This window comes from Micromonospora sp. NPDC051196 (genome assembly GCF_040682415.1).
Lineage (GTDB): Bacteria > Actinomycetota > Actinomycetes > Mycobacteriales > Micromonosporaceae > Micromonospora.
This window is the reverse complement of sequence record NZ_JBFBAY010000009.1, coordinates 228,489-247,442: the sequence shown is the minus strand read 5'-3', so window position 1 is coordinate 247,442 and position 18,954 is coordinate 228,489. Positions and strand designations below refer to the sequence as shown.

11 protein-coding genes and 3 pseudogenes are annotated in these 18,954 nt (G+C 72.1%); 5 read left to right on the top strand and 9 right to left on the bottom strand.

The window, feature by feature from the left end; all coding sequences use genetic code 11:
- Nucleotides 1-84 precede the first annotated feature (84 nt).
- The 4 genes and pseudogenes from AB0M35_RS19195 to AB0M35_RS19180 form a co-directional block, all read left to right on the top strand.
- Complete coding sequence (locus AB0M35_RS19195; RefSeq protein ID WP_363746891.1) at nucleotides 85-690, top strand: DUF4956 domain-containing protein; 606 nt, start codon at nucleotides 85-87, stop codon at nucleotides 688-690.
- Nucleotides 687-1,511, top strand: a complete 825-nt coding sequence (locus AB0M35_RS19190) for a polyphosphate polymerase domain-containing protein (RefSeq protein ID WP_363746890.1) — start codon at nucleotides 687-689, stop codon at nucleotides 1,509-1,511. Before AB0M35_RS19195 ends, AB0M35_RS19190 begins: the two co-directional genes overlap by 4 nt.
- Nucleotides 1,409-3,187: pseudogene (locus AB0M35_RS19185) on the top strand (CotH kinase family protein); the annotation flags it as partial. The gene AB0M35_RS19190 and the pseudogene AB0M35_RS19185, both read left to right, overlap by 103 nt.
- A gap of 33 nt (nucleotides 3,188-3,220) precedes the next feature.
- Nucleotides 3,221-3,607: pseudogene (locus tag AB0M35_RS19180) on the top strand (cellulose binding domain-containing protein); the annotation flags it as partial.
- 117 nt (nucleotides 3,608-3,724) lie between these two features.
- Here the strand turns inward: AB0M35_RS19180 and AB0M35_RS19175 are convergent.
- The 4 genes and pseudogenes from AB0M35_RS19175 to AB0M35_RS19160 form a co-directional block, all read right to left on the bottom strand.
- On the bottom strand, nucleotides 3,725-4,135 hold the full coding sequence (locus AB0M35_RS19175) for an arsenate reductase ArsC (protein WP_363746889.1): 411 nt from the start codon (nucleotides 4,133-4,135) through the stop codon (nucleotides 3,725-3,727).
- Between the two features lie 10 nt (nucleotides 4,136-4,145).
- Entirely contained in the window at nucleotides 4,146-5,228 is a 1,083-nt protein-coding gene (arsB, locus tag AB0M35_RS19170; RefSeq protein ID WP_363746888.1) for an ACR3 family arsenite efflux transporter, read from the bottom strand.
- Between the two features lies 1 nt (nucleotide 5,229).
- On the bottom strand, nucleotides 5,230-5,559 hold the full coding sequence (locus AB0M35_RS19165) for a metalloregulator ArsR/SmtB family transcription factor (protein WP_363746942.1): 330 nt from the start codon (nucleotides 5,557-5,559) through the stop codon (nucleotides 5,230-5,232).
- A 78-nt stretch (nucleotides 5,560-5,637) separates the two neighbouring features.
- A pseudogene (locus AB0M35_RS19160) lies at nucleotides 5,638-5,934 on the bottom strand (metalloregulator ArsR/SmtB family transcription factor); the annotation flags it as partial.
- Nucleotides 5,935-6,131: 197 nt separating this feature from the next.
- Here AB0M35_RS19160 and AB0M35_RS19155 point away from each other — a divergent pair.
- Complete coding sequence (locus AB0M35_RS19155) at nucleotides 6,132-7,610, top strand: FAD-dependent oxidoreductase (RefSeq protein WP_363746887.1); 1,479 nt, start codon at nucleotides 6,132-6,134, stop codon at nucleotides 7,608-7,610.
- Nucleotides 7,611-7,674: 64 nt separating this feature from the next.
- On the opposite strand, the gene AB0M35_RS19150 is transcribed toward AB0M35_RS19155, so the two are convergent.
- The 5 genes from AB0M35_RS19150 to AB0M35_RS19130 all read right to left on the bottom strand — a co-directional run bounded on the left by AB0M35_RS19150 (nucleotide 7,675) and on the right by AB0M35_RS19130 (nucleotide 18,849).
- Nucleotides 7,675-8,346, bottom strand: a complete 672-nt coding sequence (locus tag AB0M35_RS19150; RefSeq protein WP_363746886.1) for a hypothetical protein — start codon at nucleotides 8,344-8,346, stop codon at nucleotides 7,675-7,677.
- 114 nt (nucleotides 8,347-8,460) lie between these two features.
- Complete coding sequence (locus tag AB0M35_RS19145) at nucleotides 8,461-8,730, bottom strand: acyl carrier protein (protein ID WP_363746885.1); 270 nt, start codon at nucleotides 8,728-8,730, stop codon at nucleotides 8,461-8,463.
- Nucleotides 8,731-8,733: 3 nt separating this feature from the next.
- Entirely contained in the window at nucleotides 8,734-11,814 is a 3,081-nt protein-coding gene (locus tag AB0M35_RS19140; RefSeq protein ID WP_363746884.1) for an amino acid adenylation domain-containing protein, read from the bottom strand.
- Between the two features lie 20 nt (nucleotides 11,815-11,834).
- Nucleotides 11,835-13,334, bottom strand: a complete 1,500-nt coding sequence (locus AB0M35_RS19135) for an AMP-binding protein (RefSeq protein WP_363746883.1) — start codon at nucleotides 13,332-13,334, stop codon at nucleotides 11,835-11,837.
- A 1-nt stretch (nucleotide 13,335) separates the two neighbouring features.
- On the bottom strand, nucleotides 13,336-18,849 hold the full coding sequence (locus AB0M35_RS19130; RefSeq protein WP_363746882.1) for an amino acid adenylation domain-containing protein: 5,514 nt from the start codon (nucleotides 18,847-18,849) through the stop codon (nucleotides 13,336-13,338).
- Between the last annotated feature and the right edge of the window lie 105 nt (nucleotides 18,850-18,954).

Sequence of the window (18,954 nt, the reverse complement as noted above, 5' to 3'; positions counted from 1 at the left end):
GTGTTCGGCTGCTCGTCCACGGGTCGCAGGACCGCGTGAACGGTGCCAGGCCGACGCGGCAGCGACCCAGGAGGAACGAACGAGATGCCGCAGCTCGTCCTGTTCGCAATCGACATCTGCGCGGTGGTGTTGCTCGTCTTCGGGCTCTACTTCCCACGCCACCGTCGCCGCGATCTCGTCGTCGCCTATCTGGGAGTCAACGTCGGCGTCCTCGCCGTGGCCAGCGCGCTGAGTGCCAGCAACGTCGGTGCGGGGCTCGGATTGGGGTTGGCGCTGTTCGGCGTACTGTCGATCATCCGGCTCCGCTCGACGGAGCTGGATCAGCACGAGGTCGCCTACTACTTCTCCGCCCTGGCCCTGGGCATCCTCGGCGCGCTGAGCACCACCTCGGTCTGGCTCAGCGGCGGCCTGATGGGTCTCATCCTCGTGGTGATGTTCCTCGGCGACCATCCCCGGCTGCTGCGCCACTACCGGCACCAGATCATCGTGCTCGACTCCGCCGTCACCGACCAGGTCACGCTCGTCGCCCAACTGGAGCAGCTGCTCGGCGCCCGGGTGCACACCGCCACCGTGCAACGACTCGACCTGGTCAACGAAACCACCCTGGTCGACGTGCGGTACTCGGTGCGGGGCCGAGGCGGCGCCCCGGTGAAGGCCGGCCGCCCGGCTCAGGCGGGAGCAGGTCGATGACCCCGATCACCGCGCCCCTGGCGGAACTCGCACCGGTCGGGCTGACCGAACTCGTCGACCAGGCCGCCCTACAGACCCGCATCGACCGCAAGTACGTCGTGCCCCTCGACGAGCTGCCACACCTGCTGGCAGAGCTGTCCGCGTACGCGCGGGTGTTGGACATCGACGGCGCCCGCGTCTTCCGCTACGAGTCGGTGTACTTCGACACCCCACGACTGGCCAGCTACCACTACGCGGCCTACCGGCGACGCAGGCGCTTCAAGGTACGCACCCGCAGCTATCTGGATTCCGCGCAGTGCTGGCTGGAGGTCAAGATCAGCGGAGCGCGGGGCAGCTGCACCAAGCACCGGTTGCCGTACCGACCACAGGACCGCGCCACCGTGCACCCCGGCCGCGCCTTCGTGCAGGAGGCACTGGAACGCGAGGCGGTCTGCCCGCCCGCCGGTAGCGCGCTCGATCCGGTGCTGGTCACCACCTATCGACGGATGACTCTGCTGCTGCCCGCCACCGCCAGCCGGGTCACCGTCGACACCGACCTGACCTGGCAGGACGGCGACCGCATCCTGCGACTGCCGGACCTCGCCGTGGTCGAGACCAAGACCGGCCGTGCCGTCTCACCGGCCGATCGACTGTTGTGGCAGCGCGGAACGCGGCCCGTCCGCATCTCCAAGTACGCCACCGGGTTGGCCGCGCTGCGCCCGGAACTGCCGGACTCGCCGTGGCGGCGGACGCTGCGCCGCCACTTCCGGGACAGCACACCGTCGGCGGGCACAGCACCATCCACCACCCTTCGATCCGTCCAGGAGGCATCGTGCGTCTGACCGTCCGCAGTACACGCATCGCGGCTGCCCCGGCGCGGGCGATCGGCGTCGTCGCCGCCGCCGTGCTGGTCGCCGGACTCCTCGTCCCGGCTCCACCGCCGGCCGGCGCCGAACCGGCCGCCGCCACCAACGACACCTCGGTCACCGGCACCGCCGGCACCACGGGCGATGCCGTCGCGGCCACCGCCGCCGCCGACGACCTGGTTGGTGACATCACCTTCTCCGTACCGAGCGGCACCTTCGCCGGCGAGGTCACGGTGTCGCTGAGCAGCACCGTCAACGGTGCCCAGATCCGCTACACCACCGACGGCCGGCTGCCCACCGCGCAGTCGGCGCTGTACTCGGGCACACCGCTGCGGCTGACCCGGACGACCCAACTACGGGCCCAGGCCTTCGACGGGCAGACGGCCACCGGCGCACCCGGTACCGCCATGTACGTCGCCCGCAACACCACCAACGCCCATGACCTGCCGGTGATCCTGATCGACTCGTACGGCGCGGGACGCCCCCAGCGGGAGTACTTCGACGCCGCCACCATGATCTTCGAGCCCGGTGGTGGCACCACCTCGCTGGCGGCCGCGCCCACCGTGGCGACCCGCGCCGGGTTCCGGCTGCGTGGGCAGTCGTCGTCGAGCTTCGACAAGACGCCGTACCGGATCGAGTTCTGGGACAACGAGGACGACGACGCCGACTATCCGGTGCTGGGCATGCCGGCCGACTCGGACTGGGTGCTGCGCGGCCCGTTCACCGACAAGGCGCTGATCCGGGAGGCCTTCGTCTACGACCTCGGTCGTGAGATGGGCCTGCCCGCCCCCCGGTACGCGTTCGCGGAGTTCTACCTCAACACCGACGCCGGCCCGGTCGGTGCCGACGACTACATGGGCGTCTACATGATCGTCGAGACGATCAAGAACTCCAAGAACCGCCTCGACCTCAAGCAGTTGCGCGCCGACGACCGGACCCTGCCCAGGATCACCGGCGGCTACATCTTCAAGTTCGAGTGGATGGCCGCCGAGGAACCGACCCTGCCGTGCACCGGCCCCGCCGCCACCTGCTGGAACTACCTCGAGGTCGCCGACCCGTCGCCGTTGCAGCCGGAACAGCGCGACTGGCTACGCAACCACATCCAGGAGTTCCACAACGTGCTGCGGGCACCGAACTTCGCCGACCCGACAACCGGCTATCGCGCGTACATCGACGTGGATTCCTTCATCGACCAGCTCATCGTCAACGAGCTGAGCCGGGAGATGGACTCGTACGTCCGCAGCGCGTACTTCTACAAGGACCGGGACACCAAGATCTTCGCCGGGCCGCTCTGGGACTACGACCTCAGTTTCGGGGTGGGTGGCTACTTCGCCAACGACCAGACCTCGGGTTGGCAGCACCAGCAGGGGCGCCAACCGCTGGCAAACGACTGGTTCACGCAACTGTTGCGCGATCCGGCCTTCGTCAACCAGGTCCGGTTGCGCTGGCAGACGTTGCGCCGTGGCCCACTGTCCGACGCGGCGTTGCAGTCCCGCCTCAACTCGCTCAGCACGCCGCTGACCAACGCGGCGCAGCGCAACTTCCAACGCTGGCCCAACCTGAGCACACGGATGATCGGACCGTTCATCACCCCGACCGCGCCCACCTGGCAGGGACAGGTGCAGTTCCTGCGGGACTGGATGCTGCGCCGCGCGGCCTGGCTGGACACGACCGCCGGTTGGGGCGGGCCCACCACCACTCCCCCGCCGACCACCCCGCCACCGGGCCCGACCACCCCACCACCGGGGCCGACCACTCCGCCGCCGGGCGGTAACGCCTGCACGGCGACGTACACGGTGACCAACCAGTGGACCGGCGGCTTCCAGGCCGAGGTACGGGTGACCGCCGGCGCGACCGCGATCAGAAACTGGACGGTGACCTGGACCTACGCCAACGGGCAGACGATCAGCCAGGCGTGGAACGCGACCGTCACCAGCCAGGGATCGGCGGTCACCGCCCGCAACGTCAGTTACAACGGCAATCTGGCACCGGGCGCCAGCACCTCGTTCGGCTTCCTCGGCACGTTCGGCGGCACGAACACCGCCCCGACACCGAGCTGCACGGCGAGCTGACCGGTTGATCCGTTCCTGGCACCGGGGCAGCCCGCTTCGGTGCCAGGAACATCCGCTCCATCCTTGATCAGCTCGACCGGGATGGACTCACCCTCGCCGCGCTGCGGCAGCCTCTGGTCAGGTAGTCGGGATGAGGTCAGCGAGCAGTTGCTCGATGCGGGACTTGATCTCGTCGCGGATCGGGCGTACGGCCTCGACGTCCTTGCCGGCCGGGTCTTCAAGCTTCCAGTCCTCGTAGCGCTTGCCGGGGAAGACGGGACAGACGTCGCCGCAGCCCATGGTGACGACGACGTCGGAGGCTTCGACGGTGTCGTACTCAAGGAGTTCGGGGGTCTGGTCGGTGATGTCGATGCCGACCTCGCGCATGGCCGCGACGGCGGCGGGGTTGATGGTCTCCGCGGGGGCGGAGCCGGCGGAGCGGACCTCGACGGTGTCGCCGGCGAGGTGGCGCAGCCAGCCGGCGGCCATCTGGGAGCGGCCGGCGTTGTGCACGCAGACGAACAGGACGCTGGGCTTGTCGTCGGACACGAGAGCTTCCTTATCGGTCGAGGCCGGCGGGGAAGAGCCGGCGACGCAGGGCGAGGCTGACGTAGACCAGGGCGACCAGCACCGGGACCTCGATGAGCGGGCCGACGACGCCGGCCAGGGCCTGGCCGCTGGTGACGCCGAACGTGCCGATGGCCACGGCGATGGCCAGTTCGAAGTTGTTCCCGGCGGCGGTGAACGCGAGGGTGGTGGTGCGTTCGTAGTTCAGGCCAAGGGCCCGGCCGAGGGCGTAGGCGCCGGCCCACATGACCGCGAAGTACACCAGCAGCGGCACCGCGATCAGCACCACATCCCACGGCTGCGAAGTGATGGCGTCGCCCTGAAGCGCGAACAGGATGACGATGGTGAACAGCAGCCCATAGAGGGCGAGCGGGCCGATCTTCGGCAGGAAGCGGCGCTCGTACCAGGTGCGGCCCTTCGCGCGTTCGCCGAGACGGCGGGTGAGATAGCCGGCGAGCAGCGGGATGCCGAGGAAGATCAGCACGTTGACCGCGATGTCCCACCCGGAGACCTGCAACTGCGCGCCGTTGAGGTTGAGCCAACTCGGCAGCACGGACAGGTAGAACCAGCCGAGCAGGCCGAACGCGAGGACCTGGAACACCGAGTTGAGGGCGACGAGGACGGCGGCGGCTTCGCGGTCGCCGCAGGCCAGGTCGTTCCAGATGATGACCATGGCGATGCAACGGGCGAGACCGACGATGATCAGGCCGGTGCGGTACTCGGCGCGCTCGGCGAGGAAGATCCAGGCGAGGGCGAACATGAGGGCCGGGCCGAGGATCCAGTTGAGCAGCAGTGAGGACAGCAGCAGCCGGCGGTCGCCGGTGACCGAGTCGAGCCGGTCGTAGCGGACCTTGGCCAGCACCGGGTACATCATGATGAGCAGACCGAGGGCGATCGGCAGCGAGATCCCGCCGATCGTGACCGCTTCCAGGGCGGTGTTCAGGCCAGGCACGAGCCGGCCGAGCAGCAGGCCGGCGGCCATGGCCAGGCCGATCCACAGCGGGAGGAACCGGTCGAGGCGTGACAGCCGCGCGACGACTGTCGGCGGTGCCACGCCGGCCGGGGTGGTCGTCACGTCAGCAGGCCCGGAAGTTCTCGGAATGGGCCCGAGCCTGCGCGGCGAGATCGGCCAGGTGCAGCGCCGCACCCTGCAGAACCTCCGGGACGAGCCGGTAGTAGGTGAAGCGTCCGCGTGGCTCGGCGGTCACCACACCGGCCTCGCGCAGCAGCTTGAGGTGTCCGGACACGTTGGGCTGCTTCGCTGCGGTGTCCGCGACCAGGTGTGACGTGGTCGCCGGGCCGTCGGCGAGGATCTGCACGATCCGCGCCCGCAACGGATCCGCCAGCAACCGCACCACATCAGGATTGGCTGATATCAGCGCCTCCTGATGTGTTTCGGGTCGCATCTGCGGCGCCCCGGAGGCGCCGTGGCTCGACCTGTCGGCGGTGCCGGTCAGCAGGTTGCCGAGCAGGTCCAGAGCCTCCCGGCGCACCCAGTAGTAGACCCAGGTGCCCCGGCGCTCGCTGTCGACCAGGCCGGACTCCCGCAGTACCCGCAGATGATGCGAGATGGTCGCGCCGGTGACCTCGAAGGCCTCGGTCAGCTCACAGACGCACACCTCCGTGGTGGAGGCGATCAGTGACAGCAGCCGCAGCCTGACCGGGTCACCCAGGGCCTTGAACAGCGGCGCCAGTTCGCCGGCGACCGATGGCGCGAGCGGCTGCACCGCCAGGGGCGGGCAGCAGCCCGGCGCGGCGTCCAGCACGGAAAGGACCGACATGCATCTAGCTTGACAGTTGTCTAGCCACGATGCAAGGTAGGGGCACCGGTTCGACAGGTTTCGAGCCACCGATCGGCCGAGGCTGATGCGTCCGGCCCGCAGCGCAGTTCCGGCTGCCGGCCGGATCACCTGATCGCCGGGCACGACGCCCGGTGATGCGCGTCCGCCCATGTCAACAAGCAGAGAGAGTCGTGATCATGAGCGAGGAGCAGGCCGCCGCAGCGTGCTGCGGCACCGTCCAGGCCGCCGGACAGGCCGACACCGGCTGCGGCCCGAACGAGAACGTCGCGACAGACGCGGGCCGCTGCGACCCCGGCGACACATCAGTCACGAATGATGCCAGCGTGACGGCCCCGACGGCCGGGCGGGTCGACGGGCCGTACCCGGTCGTGGTGATCGGCGCGGGGCCGGTGGGTCTGGCCGCGGCGGCACACCTGCACGAGCGAGGGCTGCCCTGCACCGTGCTGGAAGCCGGGCCCTCGGCCGGAGCGGCCGTGGCGCAGTGGGGACACGTGCACCTGTTCTCGCCGTGGCGGTACAACATCGACCATGCCGCCCGCCGGCTGCTGGAAGCCGCCGGCTGGGTCGCCCCCGACCTCGACACGCTGCCCACCGGCGCGGAGCTGGTCGAGGCGTACCTGCGGCCGCTGGCGATGCTGCCGCAGCTCGCCCCGCACGTCCGCTACGACGCCCCGGTCACGGCGATCGGCCGCGTCGGCGTCGACCGGGTCCGGACCGCCGGCCGTGAGCACGCGCCGTTCGTCGTCCGGCTGGCCACCGGCGAGGACCTCCTCGCCGCCGCGGTCATCGACGCCTCCGGCACCTGGCGCACACCGAACGTCCTCGGCGCGAACGGACTCCCCGCGCACGGCGAGACCGACCCGCAGACCAGCGCGCTCGTCGACGGGGCGCTGCCCGACGTGCTCGGCGTCGACCGCGACCGGTACGCCGGCCGGCACACCGTCGTCGTCGGCGCGGGACACTCCGCCGCGAACACCCTGCTCGCGCTCGCCGAACTGGCGGCACTGGAGCCCGGCACGACCGTCACCTGGGCCACCCGAGGCGGCTCCATCGACCGGGCGATCGGCGGCGGGGACGCCGACGCGCTACCCGGCCGCGGGGCGCTGGGCACCGGAGTCAAGCAGCTCGTCGACTCCGGTCGGGTGCAGTTGCTCACCGGCTTCGCCGTGCACGCCGTCGCCGCCGTCGACGGGCACGTCCGGCTGACCGCCGCCGACGGGCGCGCGTTGACCGCCGACCGGATCATCGCCGCCACCGGTTTCCGACCCGATCACCGCATCGCCGCCGAACTGCGCCTCGACCTCGACCCTGTGCTGGGCTGCACCCGGGCCCTCGCTCCACTGATCGACCCGAACGACCATTCCTGCGGCACCGTCCGCCCGCACGGCGTCGACGAACTCACCCAACCCGAACCCGGTTACTTCGCCGTCGGCATGAAGTCCTACGGCCGCGCCCCGACCTTCCTGATGGCCACCGGATACGAGCAGGTCCGCTCCATCGCCGCGGCCCTCGCCGGGGACTGGACCGCCGCCCGTGACGTGCAGCTCGACCTGCCCGAGACCGGCGTCTGCTCCGCCACCCCGAGCGTCGACCTGCCGCGCGCCGAACTCGGGCTGGTCACCGCCTCCGCTGGGGGCAGCTGCTGCGGAGGGTGACCCTCGCTCCACCACCGCCGAGGTCCCCGCCGGCCAGCCCGATGCCGGCGGGGACTATCGCGGATCAGCCGCCGTGGCCCTCGGCCGCGCCGTCGGGCGTCAAGGCGCCGTCCGCGCCGCCGGTGTCCAGGTGTACGTGTTGGTGGCCCTGTCCGGCGTCGATGTTGATCTGGTCGAGCTGGGTCGCGGCCACCGACCAGGTGGTCACGGCGACGGCGGCCTGCCGCGCGGCCAGCGCCAGCCGTTCGTCGGCTGCGTTCGCGGCAACGGCCAGCGCGAGCGAGTCGACCGCGATGGCGGCCTGTTCCACCGCGCTACGCAGCCCGCCACGGGCGACGTTGGTGGCGGTCGTACCCGAGGGCGGATCGGCGAACCGCGCGGTCAGCTGGCGCATGGTCTGCTGCCACTGGCCGACCTGCGCCGCCTCGGGCGGGCGTCCGGCGTCCGACGCCTGCCGGAGGGCGGTGAGGATGGGCGACAGCTCGTCTCCGGTCCGGTGGGCCAGGTCGGTGAGCTCGATGATCTGCTGCACGTCGCGCTCGGCCTCGGCCTTCTGGAGCCGCACGATGCTCGCCTCGGCCTCGCTCGGCCGTCCCACGGAGTAGCCGATCAGCCCGCCGAGCAGGCCGGTGGCCAGCGCCGCCGCGACGATGCCGGCAAGCAGGCGGGCCCGGGCGGACGCCTTGCGGGCCGGCGGATCGAGCAGGTAGGAGGGCCTTCCGGTCTTGGGGGACATCACGCTCCTCGCATCGACGGCCATCTGGCTGGGAGATTAGCGCCTTCCGCCGCACCCGTCGACACTTACGACGCCCACGCCGGACACTTTCGTCCACATTGGCGAAAGCGCCGGTCAGCCCTGGGCATCCTCGACGGCGGCCGCGTGGGCGGCGGTCAGCAGCGTCACCAGCTCGTCGAGGGTGTCCAGGGAACCGCCCGCGTTCAGCTCGATCTCGACGCCGTACTCCGACTCGATCGCGTCGACCAGGCGCAGCAGTCCGAGCGAATCGACGCCGAGGGCGATCAGGGAACCGCCGGCAAGCACGTCGGCCGCCGGCACCTCCCCCGCCGTGGCCTCGCTCACCAGTACCGCGACCCGCTCGCGCAGTTCGGTGTCATCCACTTGTCAGGACTCCTTCTGGGACTGTCGGACGATGTCGGCGATCTCGGCGATGGTCGGGGTCTCGAAGAAGGCATCCAGCGGCACGTCGACCCCGAGGCGCTGCTGGATACGACCGCTGATCCGGGTGATGGTCAGCGAGTGTCCACCCAGGTCGAACAGGTCCTCGTGCAGGCCGATGTCGGGGATCCGCAGCACCTCCTGCCAGATCAGTCGCAGCTGGGCCAGCAACGGGTCGTCGTCGACCGGTCCGGCGGTGGTGCCGGCGTCCTCGTCGGCTTTCCGTGCGGCCGGGGCGGGCAGCGCGGCCCGGTCCACCTTGCCGTTCGGGCTGATCGGCAGCCGGTCGAGGGTCACGTAGTCGGCGGGCAGGGCCGCCTGCGGCAGGCTCGCCGCCAGGTGTCGGCGCAGGTCGGCCGGATCCACCACGCTGCCTGGTCGGGGCACCAGGTAGGCGACCAGGCGCGGCTCGTCGGCGTCCTGCCGGAGCACGGTGACCGCCTCGGCCACCCCGGCATGGTCGAGCAGCCGGGCGTCGATCTCCCCCAGTTCGATCCGGTGGCCCCGGATCTTGACCTGGTGGTCGGTACGGCCGAGGAACTCGATCCGCCCGTCGGGCAGCCACCGGCAGCGGTCACCGGTACGGTACAGCCGCCCCCCGGCCGGGTCGTACGGGTCCGGCACGAACCGCTGCGCGGTGAGATCGTCGCTGCCCAGATAGCCCACGGCCAGCCCGGCGCCGGCCAGGTGCAGCTCACCGGGCAGCCCGATCGGCACCGGCAGACCGGTCTCGTCCAGGATGTACGCCCGCACGTTCGGCAGCGGACCGCCGATGGTGACGTCGACGGGGTCGGCCGGGATGTCGGCCATCGTGGCGTACACGGTGGCCTCGGTCGGGCCGTACCCGTTGATCAACCGGGCGGTGCGGGCCCGCAGGTCCCGGGCGAGGGTGACCGGCAGCGCCTCGCCACCGGCGACCGCGACCAGCGGCGGCGCGGGGTCGCCCGGGGCAGCGAGGCCGGCCTCCAGCAGCACCCGCCAGCCCGACGGAGTGGCCTGGGCGTGGGTCACACCCGCCGCGCGGATCAACGCCAGCACAGCCGCGCCCTCCAGCGCGCTGACCGTCGAGGCGACCACCACCCGGCCCCCGGTGACCAGGGGCAGGAAGACCTCCACCGTGGAGATGTCGAACGACAGCGACGTCAGGTGCAGCCAACGGTGCGTCGGCCCGCTGCCCAGCAGGTCCCGTACGCCGAACAGCATGTTGGCCAGTGCCGCGTGACGCACCGCCACCCCCTTGGGGCGACCGGTGGAGCCGGAGGTGTAGAGCACGTAGGCCAGCGCGTCGGCGCTCGGCCCTTCGGCGGGTTCCGCCGGCACCGGGCCGTCGAGCAGGGCGACGCTGTCCAGGGCCAGGGTGGGTCGGTCCGACGCGGTCGCGGTGCCGGTCACCACCAGCGCCGGGGCAGCGTCGCTGAGCACCGCCTCCTGCCGGGCAGGTGGGTGATTCGGGTCGATGGGCAGGTAGGCGGCGCCGCAGCGCAGCACCGCCAGCAGGGTCACCACCGCCTGCCAGGACCGTTCGAGGGGCACGGCCACGAGCGTTCCGGGGCCGACGTGGCGGTGCCGCAACGCCCCGGCCAGGCGCCGGGTGGCCTCGTCGAGTTGGTGGTAGCTGAGCGTCAGGTCACCGTCGACCAGGGCCGGCGCGTCGGGATCGGCGGCGACCCGGGCGGCGAACAGGGTCGGCACGGTCGCCTCGACCGGATAGCTGCGGGCGGTGTCGTTGCCGGCCCGGGTGACCTGGTCGAGTTCGTCGTCGGGCAGCAGCGGCAGTCGCGCCACCGGCTGGTCCGGATCGGCGGCCACGGCGGCGAGCAGGGTGTGCAGGTGCCCGGCGATACGGCGTACCGCGTCGGTGTCGATGGCCGCGCGGCTGTGCTGGAGACCGATCGTGATGCCGGTGGGCGCGTCGACGATCTGCACGTGCAACGCGTTGCGGGCGGCACCGCTGAACAGGGTCCACTCCACCTGGCTGGTCACCCCGGGGAAGGCCGGTTCGGCGCCGCGCCGCCGGTAGCCGACACTGACCGGGGTCAGCGCCGGTGCCGGCCGCAGGCCGGGCCCCGCGTGGGCCAGCGGCACGGCCCGGTACCGGTACACCTCGCGCAGCCGTGCCCGCAGTGCATGGGCATGGTCGCGGAAGGTCGCCTCGGCGGGGTCCGCAGCCACCGGCAGTTCGTTGACGAACAGCCCGACCAGGTCGGCCTGTTCCGGGGTACGGGTGGACAGCGCCACCCCGACCGGGACGCCCTGGTTGCCGTAGCGGGCGAGCAGGGCGTGCAGCGCCGCGAGAAGCACCTCGAAGCGGGTCACGCCCAGCGTTCGGGCCACCCGGTCGACGCCGTCGGCCAGGTCGGCGGGCAGGTCGGCGGCGACGACGGCGCCGGGCTCCGCGCCGGTGGGCAGCCGACGCAGACCGGGCAGGACCACGTCACCCGGCCCGGACCAGTGCCGGGCCCAGTAGGCGCGGGCGGCGGGCAGATCCACGGCGACCCGCTGCTGTTCGGCTGCGGCGAGGCCGGTGTGATCGTCTGTGCGGGCCGGCAGGTCGACCGGTGCGCCCGCTCGGGCGGCGGCGTACGCGGTGGCCAGGTCCCGGGCGAGAACGTCCTTGGAGGCGCCGTCGAAGGCCAGGTGGTGTGCGGTGACCAGCAACAGATGGTCGCCGTCGACGCCGGTCAGCAGGGTGAACCGGGCCAGCGGTCCGGTGCCGAGGTCGAACGGTCGGGCGATCTCCTCGGCGACGCGCGCGTCGGTCAGTTCACCGAAGCCGACCGACGGGCCGGTCTCGGCCGGGGCGAGGCGTGGGGTGCCGTCGTCGGCGCCGACGATGCGGGCGGAGAGGATCGGATGCCGTTCGGTCAGCGTCGCGCAGGCCGCCACGAGGGCTCGACGGTCGAGTTCGGCGCCGAACCGTACGCCCAACGCCATGTGATACGCCGTTCCCGCGGCCCCGGCCTGCTCGGTGAACCAGACCGCGTGCTGTGCGTACGTCGCCTCGGCGGTGCCCACATCTGCTCCCATGGTTGTGCCGGTGGTGATGATCATTTCTCGAACAGGTCGGTGAGCTGCCGCTTGAGCACCTTGCCGCCCTCGTTGTGCGGCAGTTGATCGAGCACCAGCAGCCGAGCGGGCAACTGGTAGTCGGCCAGCCGGTCGGCGAGGAAGCCGCGCAGTACGGGCAGGGAGAGGTCGTCCGGTCCGGCCGGCGGGCGGGGTACCACGGCAGCGGCGACCGCCGAGCCGAGCACCGGATGCGGTACGCCGACCACGGCGGCCTCCGCGACCAGAGGGTGTTCGTACAGCGCCGCTTCCACCTCCAGGGTGGAGACTTTGAACGCGCCGGTCTTGATCACGTCCTGGTGCCGGTCGGTGAGATACAGGTAGCCGTCGGCGTCGATACGGCCGACGTCGCCCATCCGCACCCATCCGTCGCGGAAGGTGGCCCGGTTGGCGGCCTCGTCGCGGTAGTAGGCGCGGGTGAAGGGGGCGCGCAGCCACACGTCGCCGGTGGTGCCGGCGGGTAGCGGGTTGCCGTCGGCGTCGGCGACCATCAGCTGCCCGCCGACCGGTCGGCCGACCGCGTCCCGACGCGACGGGTCGTAGATCATCGTGGTCTGTGCCGGGGCCGCCTCGGTGGAGGTGTAGTAGTTGACGATGGTGGCCGCCGGGAAGGCCGCGGCCAGCCGGGCGGCGACCGCCGGTGCCAGCGGCGCGGCGGTGGACCCGATCAGCTGTACGCCGCTGGTGTCGCGCCCCCGCAGCGCACCGGAGTCGAGCAGTTCGACGGCGATCGAGGGGACCACGAAGAGGGTGCCAGTGCCGGGTGCCTCGACCAGCCGGGCGAACCGGACCGGGGTGAAGCGGGGCAGGGTAAGCGCGCCGGCCTTCGCGGTGAGCGCGTTGAGCAGCATGGTCTGCCCCGCGTTGGTGCCGATGGCGAAGGCGTGCAGGAACCGTCGGGAGTGGGCCAGGGCCAACCGGCGGGGATGGTTCGGTGCCCCGGCGGTGAGGTTGGCGTGGCTGGCCGCCACCCCTTTGGGCCGCCCGGTGGTGCCGGAGGTGTAGAGGATCTGCGCGAGGTCGCCGGGACGAGCCGCCGAGACGGCGGCGTGGTAGCAGGGCGCCCCGGTGAGCAGTTCGGCGCAGGTCCAGACCGGCAGCCCGGCCGGCACGGTCGGGGCGGGGGTGTCGTCGCCGTGCAGGACGGCGGTGGCCGCGCAGTGGGTCAGCGCGTACTCCAGTTGTCCGGCGGCGAGCCGGTCGGACAGCGGCACGGCCACCCCTCCGGCCCGCAGCACGCCGCAGTACGCGACGGCGAAGCGGGTCCAGTCGCGGGCGCCGAACAGCAGGCCGACCCGGTCACCCCGGCGCAGGCCCCGGGCCAGCAGCGCGGCGGCGACCCGGCTCGCCTCGGCAGCCCAGTCGGCGAAGGTCAGGGTGGCCACACCGTGCACCTCGACCGCCACCTGGTCCGGGTGCAGGCCGACCCGCCAGTCCAGCAGATCCGGCACCGTACGCGGCGCGGGCGTCGTCGTGGCCACCTCAGCTCACCGTTCGGACGGCCGGTGCCGGGGCGACGGCGGCGGCTCGGGCCCGGCGTTCCTCGATGCCGACCAGGTCGTCCGGGGGCGCATCGGGCACCTGGTCGTCGAAGCGGGCGAGCACCGGCGTCACCAGCGCCAGCACCGCCGTCAACGCGATGCAGAGCCCGAACAGCACGTAGAGCAGGCCGTGGCCGCGTCCGGGGCCGACGCCGAGAACAACGCCGACGGTGCCGGCCAGCGCGCCGTCGGCCAGCATCATCGGCTCGGCGATCCGGGCGGCGGCCGGGGCGACCAGACCCCAGCCCAGCGGCAGGGTGGACTGCGCGACCATCTGGTTGAGCGCGAAGACCCGGCCGTGCACGCGCGGCGGCACCTTGGTCTGGATGATCGTGGCGTAGACGCCGTTGACGATGGCCAGGGACGCGTACATGCCGAAGGCACCGGCGGCGATCAACACCAGGTTGGGGCGCAGCCCGGTCAGCATGGCGGCCACCGCGATGCCGAGGGTGCCCAGCAGCACCGCGCGCATCCGACGGTGCCGGGGACCACCCCAGACCAGCATCACCAGGCCACCGGTGGCGGCGCCGATCCCGCCGGTGAGGGCGACCTGCGCGACCTCGTCGAGGTCGGCGAAGCCGAGCACCAGCGGGGAGAGCAGGAACAACACCGGGAAGAGGAAGAAGTTCAGCGCGGCGAAGAAGGTCAGCATGGCCCGGAACTCCCGGCGTCGCAGCGCGTACCGCAGGCCGGCGAGGATCTCCGCGCCGATGCTCTCCCGCCGTTGCAGGGCCAGGGTGCGGGGGAATTTCACGACCGCCAACACCGTGATGGCGAAGATGTAGAACGCCACGTCGACGAGGAGGATGCCGCGCAGCCCCACGGCCTGGAGCAGGGCCACGGCGGCCAGCGGCACCACGAACTGGGTGAGACCGACGGCGGTCTGGGCCAGGCCGTTGGCGTGGCCGAGGAAACGCTTGGGCACCAGTTGTGGCACCGCCGAGACGAACGCGAGACGTTGGAAGGCCAACGCCACCGACAGCCAGGCGGTGAACGGATAGAAGTGCCAGATCTCGACCCGGTCGAGCAGCACCAGTACGGCCAGCGCGGCGTTGCCGCCGCCGGCGGCGACGCAGGCCGTCAGCAGGACGGCCCGCCGGCTGAACCGGTCGACCAGCGCGCCGGCCAGCGGCGCGATGAGCAGGCCGGGCAGCAGCGCCAGCACGGCGAACAGCGCGAACCGGGCGAGTGACCCGGTCTGCGTGTAGATCCACAGCGGGACGGCGAAGGTGGTCAGTGCGGTGCCCATACCGGAGGCGATCTGCCCGGCGGCGACGAGACCGAAGCGGCGCATGCTCGGTGCCGGCGCGGTGTCCGTCCTGGTCCGGCCGGTCTGCGGCGGTTCGGGGCCCCGGTGGGAGACGGCGGCGAGCTGCCAAGCCGGCTCGACCGCGTCGGTGTCGGCCGCTCCGGAGTCGACTGTCTCGGCGGTCGGGGTGGGCGCGTCGATCCGCCGGTGCACGTCGGTGACGATCTCGGCCAGTTCGGCGGCCCGGTACTTGAGGAAGTAGTGGCCACCCTCGTCGATCACGGCGAGTGCGGTGCGGTCACTGAGGAAGTGCCACTCGCGGTAGCGCTCCTCGTGGAACTCGGTGCCCCGGTCGCGCTCGCCGACCACCGAGATGACCGGCGCGCGGAGTGGTGTCACCCGCTGGCGCATCAGCTCGGTGAAGTACTCCTCGGACACCTCGGCGTCGTGGCGCATCGCCCGGATCAGGAACCGCACCTCGTCGGGCGCGAGTTGGCCGATGTTGGTGCCCTGCGCCTGAAGCCAGGTGCGGTAGATCCGATCGCTGCGCAGCCGTTCGGCCAGTCGCAGTCGCAGCAACGGCCCGAGCAGGCCGCCGGCGGGTCGACCGAACGGGAAGACCGCGCCGAGGTACACCGCGAGCAGGTCCCGGCCGCCGGCCTCCAGCCGGCGGGCCACCTCCACGGCGAGGGCGCCACCGGGACCGCAGTGTCCGTAGAGGATCAGCGGGCCGCTGACCCGGTCCAGGATCTCCGCGACGACGTCGGCGGCGACCTCGTCGATGGGCGCGGGGTCGTCGGCGACGCCGATGTCGTGTCCGGGTACGGCCACCGACAGCAGCCGGTGCCCGGGTGGCAGCGCGTCGGCCAGCGGTTGGTACACCACTGCGCTGCCGCCGCCGTACGGGACACAGACCAGGGTGGCGATCCGCTGCCCGGCCGGCACCGACGGGGTCAGCTCGTGCAGCAGGCCGACGTCGCCGGCACCGTCGCCGCCGACCAGTTGGGCTAGTTCGCGTACGGTGCGGTGGCGGAACAGGTCCATCACGCTGACCGTCGGTGCGGCGCCGCCGAGCACCTCGGGCAGTTCCCGACGTAGCCGGGCCACCACCTGGGTGGCCAGCAGCGAGTGCCCGCCCAGGTCGAAGAAGTCGTCGCCGGCGCCGACCTGCGCGACCCCGAGCACCGCCTGCCAGATGCCGGCCACCAGGGTCTCCACCGGCCCGTGCGGCGCGACCTGCTCGGCGCTGGTCGCCGGCTCGTCGGTCGGCTCGGGCAGGGCCCGCCGGTCCACCTTGCCGTGTTCCTGCAACGGCAGCCGGTCCAGCAGCACCCAACGGCTGGGCAGCATGTGTTCGGGCAGCCGCTCGGCGAGTCGGCGGCGCAGCTGCGTCGGCTCCGGCCGGTCCTGATCGGCCGCCGGTTCCAGGTAGGCGACCAGCCGGTCGTCGCGCAGCAGCACCGCCGCCTGCCGGATCTCGGGGCAGTCCCGCAGCGCGGCCTCGATCTCACCCAGTTCGACCCGGTAGCCACGGATCTTCACCTGGTGGTCGCGACGGCCGAGGAACATCAGCTGCCCGTCGCCGCGCCAGCGAGCCAGGTCGCCGGTGCGGTAAAGGCGGGCGCCGGGTGGGCCGTACGGGTCGGGCACGAACCGCTGTGCGGTCAGGTCGGGCTGGTTCAGGTAGCCACGGGCCAGCCGGTCACCGCCGAGGTACAGCTCGCCGGGCACCCCGACCGGCACCGGGCGCATCCGCTCGTCCAGCACGTAGACCCGGGCGTGTGGCAGGGGCCGACCGATCGGCACCGGGCCGGTGCCCGCCTCGGTGGCGGTCACCTCGTACGTGGCCACGCCGACGGTGGCCTCGGTGGGGCCGTAGTGGTTGAACACCCGGGCCGCTCCGGCGGCCGCGAGGGGGACGACGCGGTCCAGTTCGGACGCCTCACCGCCGAGGATCAACGCGCGGGCGGGCAGCAGGTCGCCCGGTTCGGCGTCGGCGGTGAGCGCCATCAGGTGCGACGGGGTGATCTTCAGGTAGTCGATGCGCCGCGCCCGTAGCCGCTCGGCGAGTTCGGCGCCGGTGCACCGACGCGGCAGCAGGTGCACCGCACCACCGGTGGCCAGTGCGAGATAGAAGACGGTGACGCTGAAGTCGAACGACATCGACTGCAACAGCCCGTACCGGGCGGCCGGGACGATCCCGAACCGGTCGGCGACCCCGTCCAGATAGCGCAGCACCTGCCGGTGGGCCACGGCCACGCCTTTCGGGGTGCCGGTGGAGCCGGAGGTGTAGATGACGTAGGCGAGGTGTTCACCGGTCGCTACGGCGTCGGGTGCGGTGTCCGGCCCGGCGGCGACGGCGTCGGCGATCTCGTCCAGGCAGGCCGCGTCCACCTGCGCCGGCAGCAGGTCACGCAGCTGCGCGCTGGTCAGCACGATCTTCGGGCGGGCGTCGGCGAGCATCCGGCCCAGCCGAGCGGCCGGCTGCTCCGGGTCCAGCGGCAGGTAGGCCCCGCCCGCGCGGAGCACCCCGAGCAGCGTCGCGGCCAGCTCGACCGACTGTTCCAGCAGCACTCCGACCAGGCTGTCGGGCCCGACGCCGCGACCGCGTAGCCAGGCGGCGAGCTGGTCGGCCCGCCGGTCCAACTCCCGGTAGGTGATCGTCTCCGACTCACCCACCACCGCCGGGGCGTCGGGAGTGGCGGCGACATGCCGGTCGATCAGGTCGGCCAGGGTCTCCGCGCCCCCGGTGACCCCGGTGGTGTCGTCGCTGCCTGGTCGCCCCAGCGCCAGCGTGCGGTCCCGCTCGGCGGGGTCGAGCAGGTCCAGGTCGACCACCGGCCGGTCGGGCTGCGCGACCGCGCCGCGCAGCAGCGTCTCGAAGCTGGCCGCCAGTCGCCGTACGGTGGCGGCGTCGAACAGGTCGGTGTTGTAGACGAACATGCCGCGTAGGCCGTCGGCGCTCTCGCCGACGTACAGCGACAGGTCGAAGCGGGCGGTCGAGGCGTCGGTGCCCACGCCCTCAGCACGCAGTCCGGCCGGCCAGCCACTGCCGCCGTGGTCGTAGTTCTGCAGGGTGAACAGCACCTGGAAGACGGGCGTGCGGCTGACGTCCCGGGCCACGTTGAGTTCGGCGACCAGGCGTTCGAACGGGATCTCCTGGTGGGCCAGCGCCCGTACGACGGTGGTGCGGGTGCGTTTGAGCAGGGCGGTGAAGCTGGGTTCGGTGGCGGGGGTGTCCGGGCTCGCGGCGATCGGCGACAGGTCGGCGCGCAGGGCGAGGGTGTTGACGAACAGGCCGACGAGGTGCTCCAGCTCCGGCACGACCCGACCGGCGACCGGGGAGCCGATGGCGAAGTCCCGCTGGCCGCTGTAGCGGAACAGGACGGCTTGCAGGCCGGCGAGCAGCGTCATGTAGAGCGTGCTGCGGTGGGTACGGCTGAGTCGGCGCAGCCCGTCGGTGAGTTCGGTGTCGAAGGCGAAGCGGTGGGTGCCACCGGCGTACGACAGCACGGCCGGGCGGGGCCGGTCGGTGGGCAGCTCCAGCGGCGGTACGCCGGCCAGCACCCTGCTCCAGTAGGCGAACCCGTCGCCGCTCGCCGGGCCGTCCAGTCGGGCCCGCTGCCAGGCGGCGTAGTCGAGGTAGCTGGTCGTCGGTGCCGGGGGTGCGGTGCCGCCGTCGCGCAGTGCGCCGTAGGTGGCGGCGACCTCGCCGAGCAGGATGTCCAGTGACCAGCCGTCGCCGACGATGTGGTGCATCGCCAGGTGCAGCAGCTGCTGGTCGTCGTCGATCCGGACCACGAGGGCCCGCAGCAGCGGCGCGGCGGCCAGGTCGAACGGGGTGTCGACGGCTGCGTTGACCAGTTCCCGGGCGGCCTGGTCGGACGCGGCGGTGGTGACCGTGACCGGTACCCGCACCTCGGGCAGTACCTGCACGACCGGTTCGCCGTCGGCGCTCTCGGTGAACCGCATGCGCAGGCTGTCGTGTCGGGCGGCGGTGGCGTCGAGGGCGGCCCGGAGCAGGTCGATCTCCAGCGATCCGCGCAGTCGCACCGTCGAGTAGAGGACGTAGGCGGCGGTGTCCGGGGTCAGCTGTTCGGTGAACCAGATTCTTTCCTGGCCGAACGACAGGCGAGGCCGATCGGTGGATCGGCCTGATTCAGGCGATCCGGCACGATTCGATGCCGGCGCGTCAACGTTTGTCACGCAGCGCCTCACTCCGATGACGGATGGGAGCCAGTAGTGTGCACGCCGCATCCAACAGGACGGATCGGCTGAATGGTCCACTGTGTAACACTCGATCGATCGATC

What these genes read in the sequence shown, in the direction of transcription:
- AB0M35_RS19195 (WP_363746891.1), top strand. Translation starts at nt 85, where the DNA reads ATGCCGCAGCTCGTCCTGTTCGCAATCGACATCTGCGCGGTGGTGTTG.
- AB0M35_RS19190 (WP_363746890.1), top strand. Translation starts at nt 687, where the DNA reads ATGACCCCGATCACCGCGCCCCTGGCGGAACTCGCACCGGTCGGGCTG.
- AB0M35_RS19165 (WP_363746942.1), bottom strand. Translation starts at nt 5,559, where the DNA reads ATGCGACCCGAAACACATCAGGAGGCGCTGATATCAGCCAATCCTGAT.
- AB0M35_RS19155 (WP_363746887.1), top strand. Translation starts at nt 6,132, where the DNA reads ATGAGCGAGGAGCAGGCCGCCGCAGCGTGCTGCGGCACCGTCCAGGCC.
- AB0M35_RS19150 (WP_363746886.1), bottom strand. Translation starts at nt 8,346, where the DNA reads ATGTCCCCCAAGACCGGAAGGCCCTCCTACCTGCTCGATCCGCCGGCC.
- AB0M35_RS19140 (WP_363746884.1), bottom strand. Translation starts at nt 11,814, where the DNA reads ATGGGAGCAGATGTGGGCACCGCCGAGGCGACGTACGCACAGCACGCG.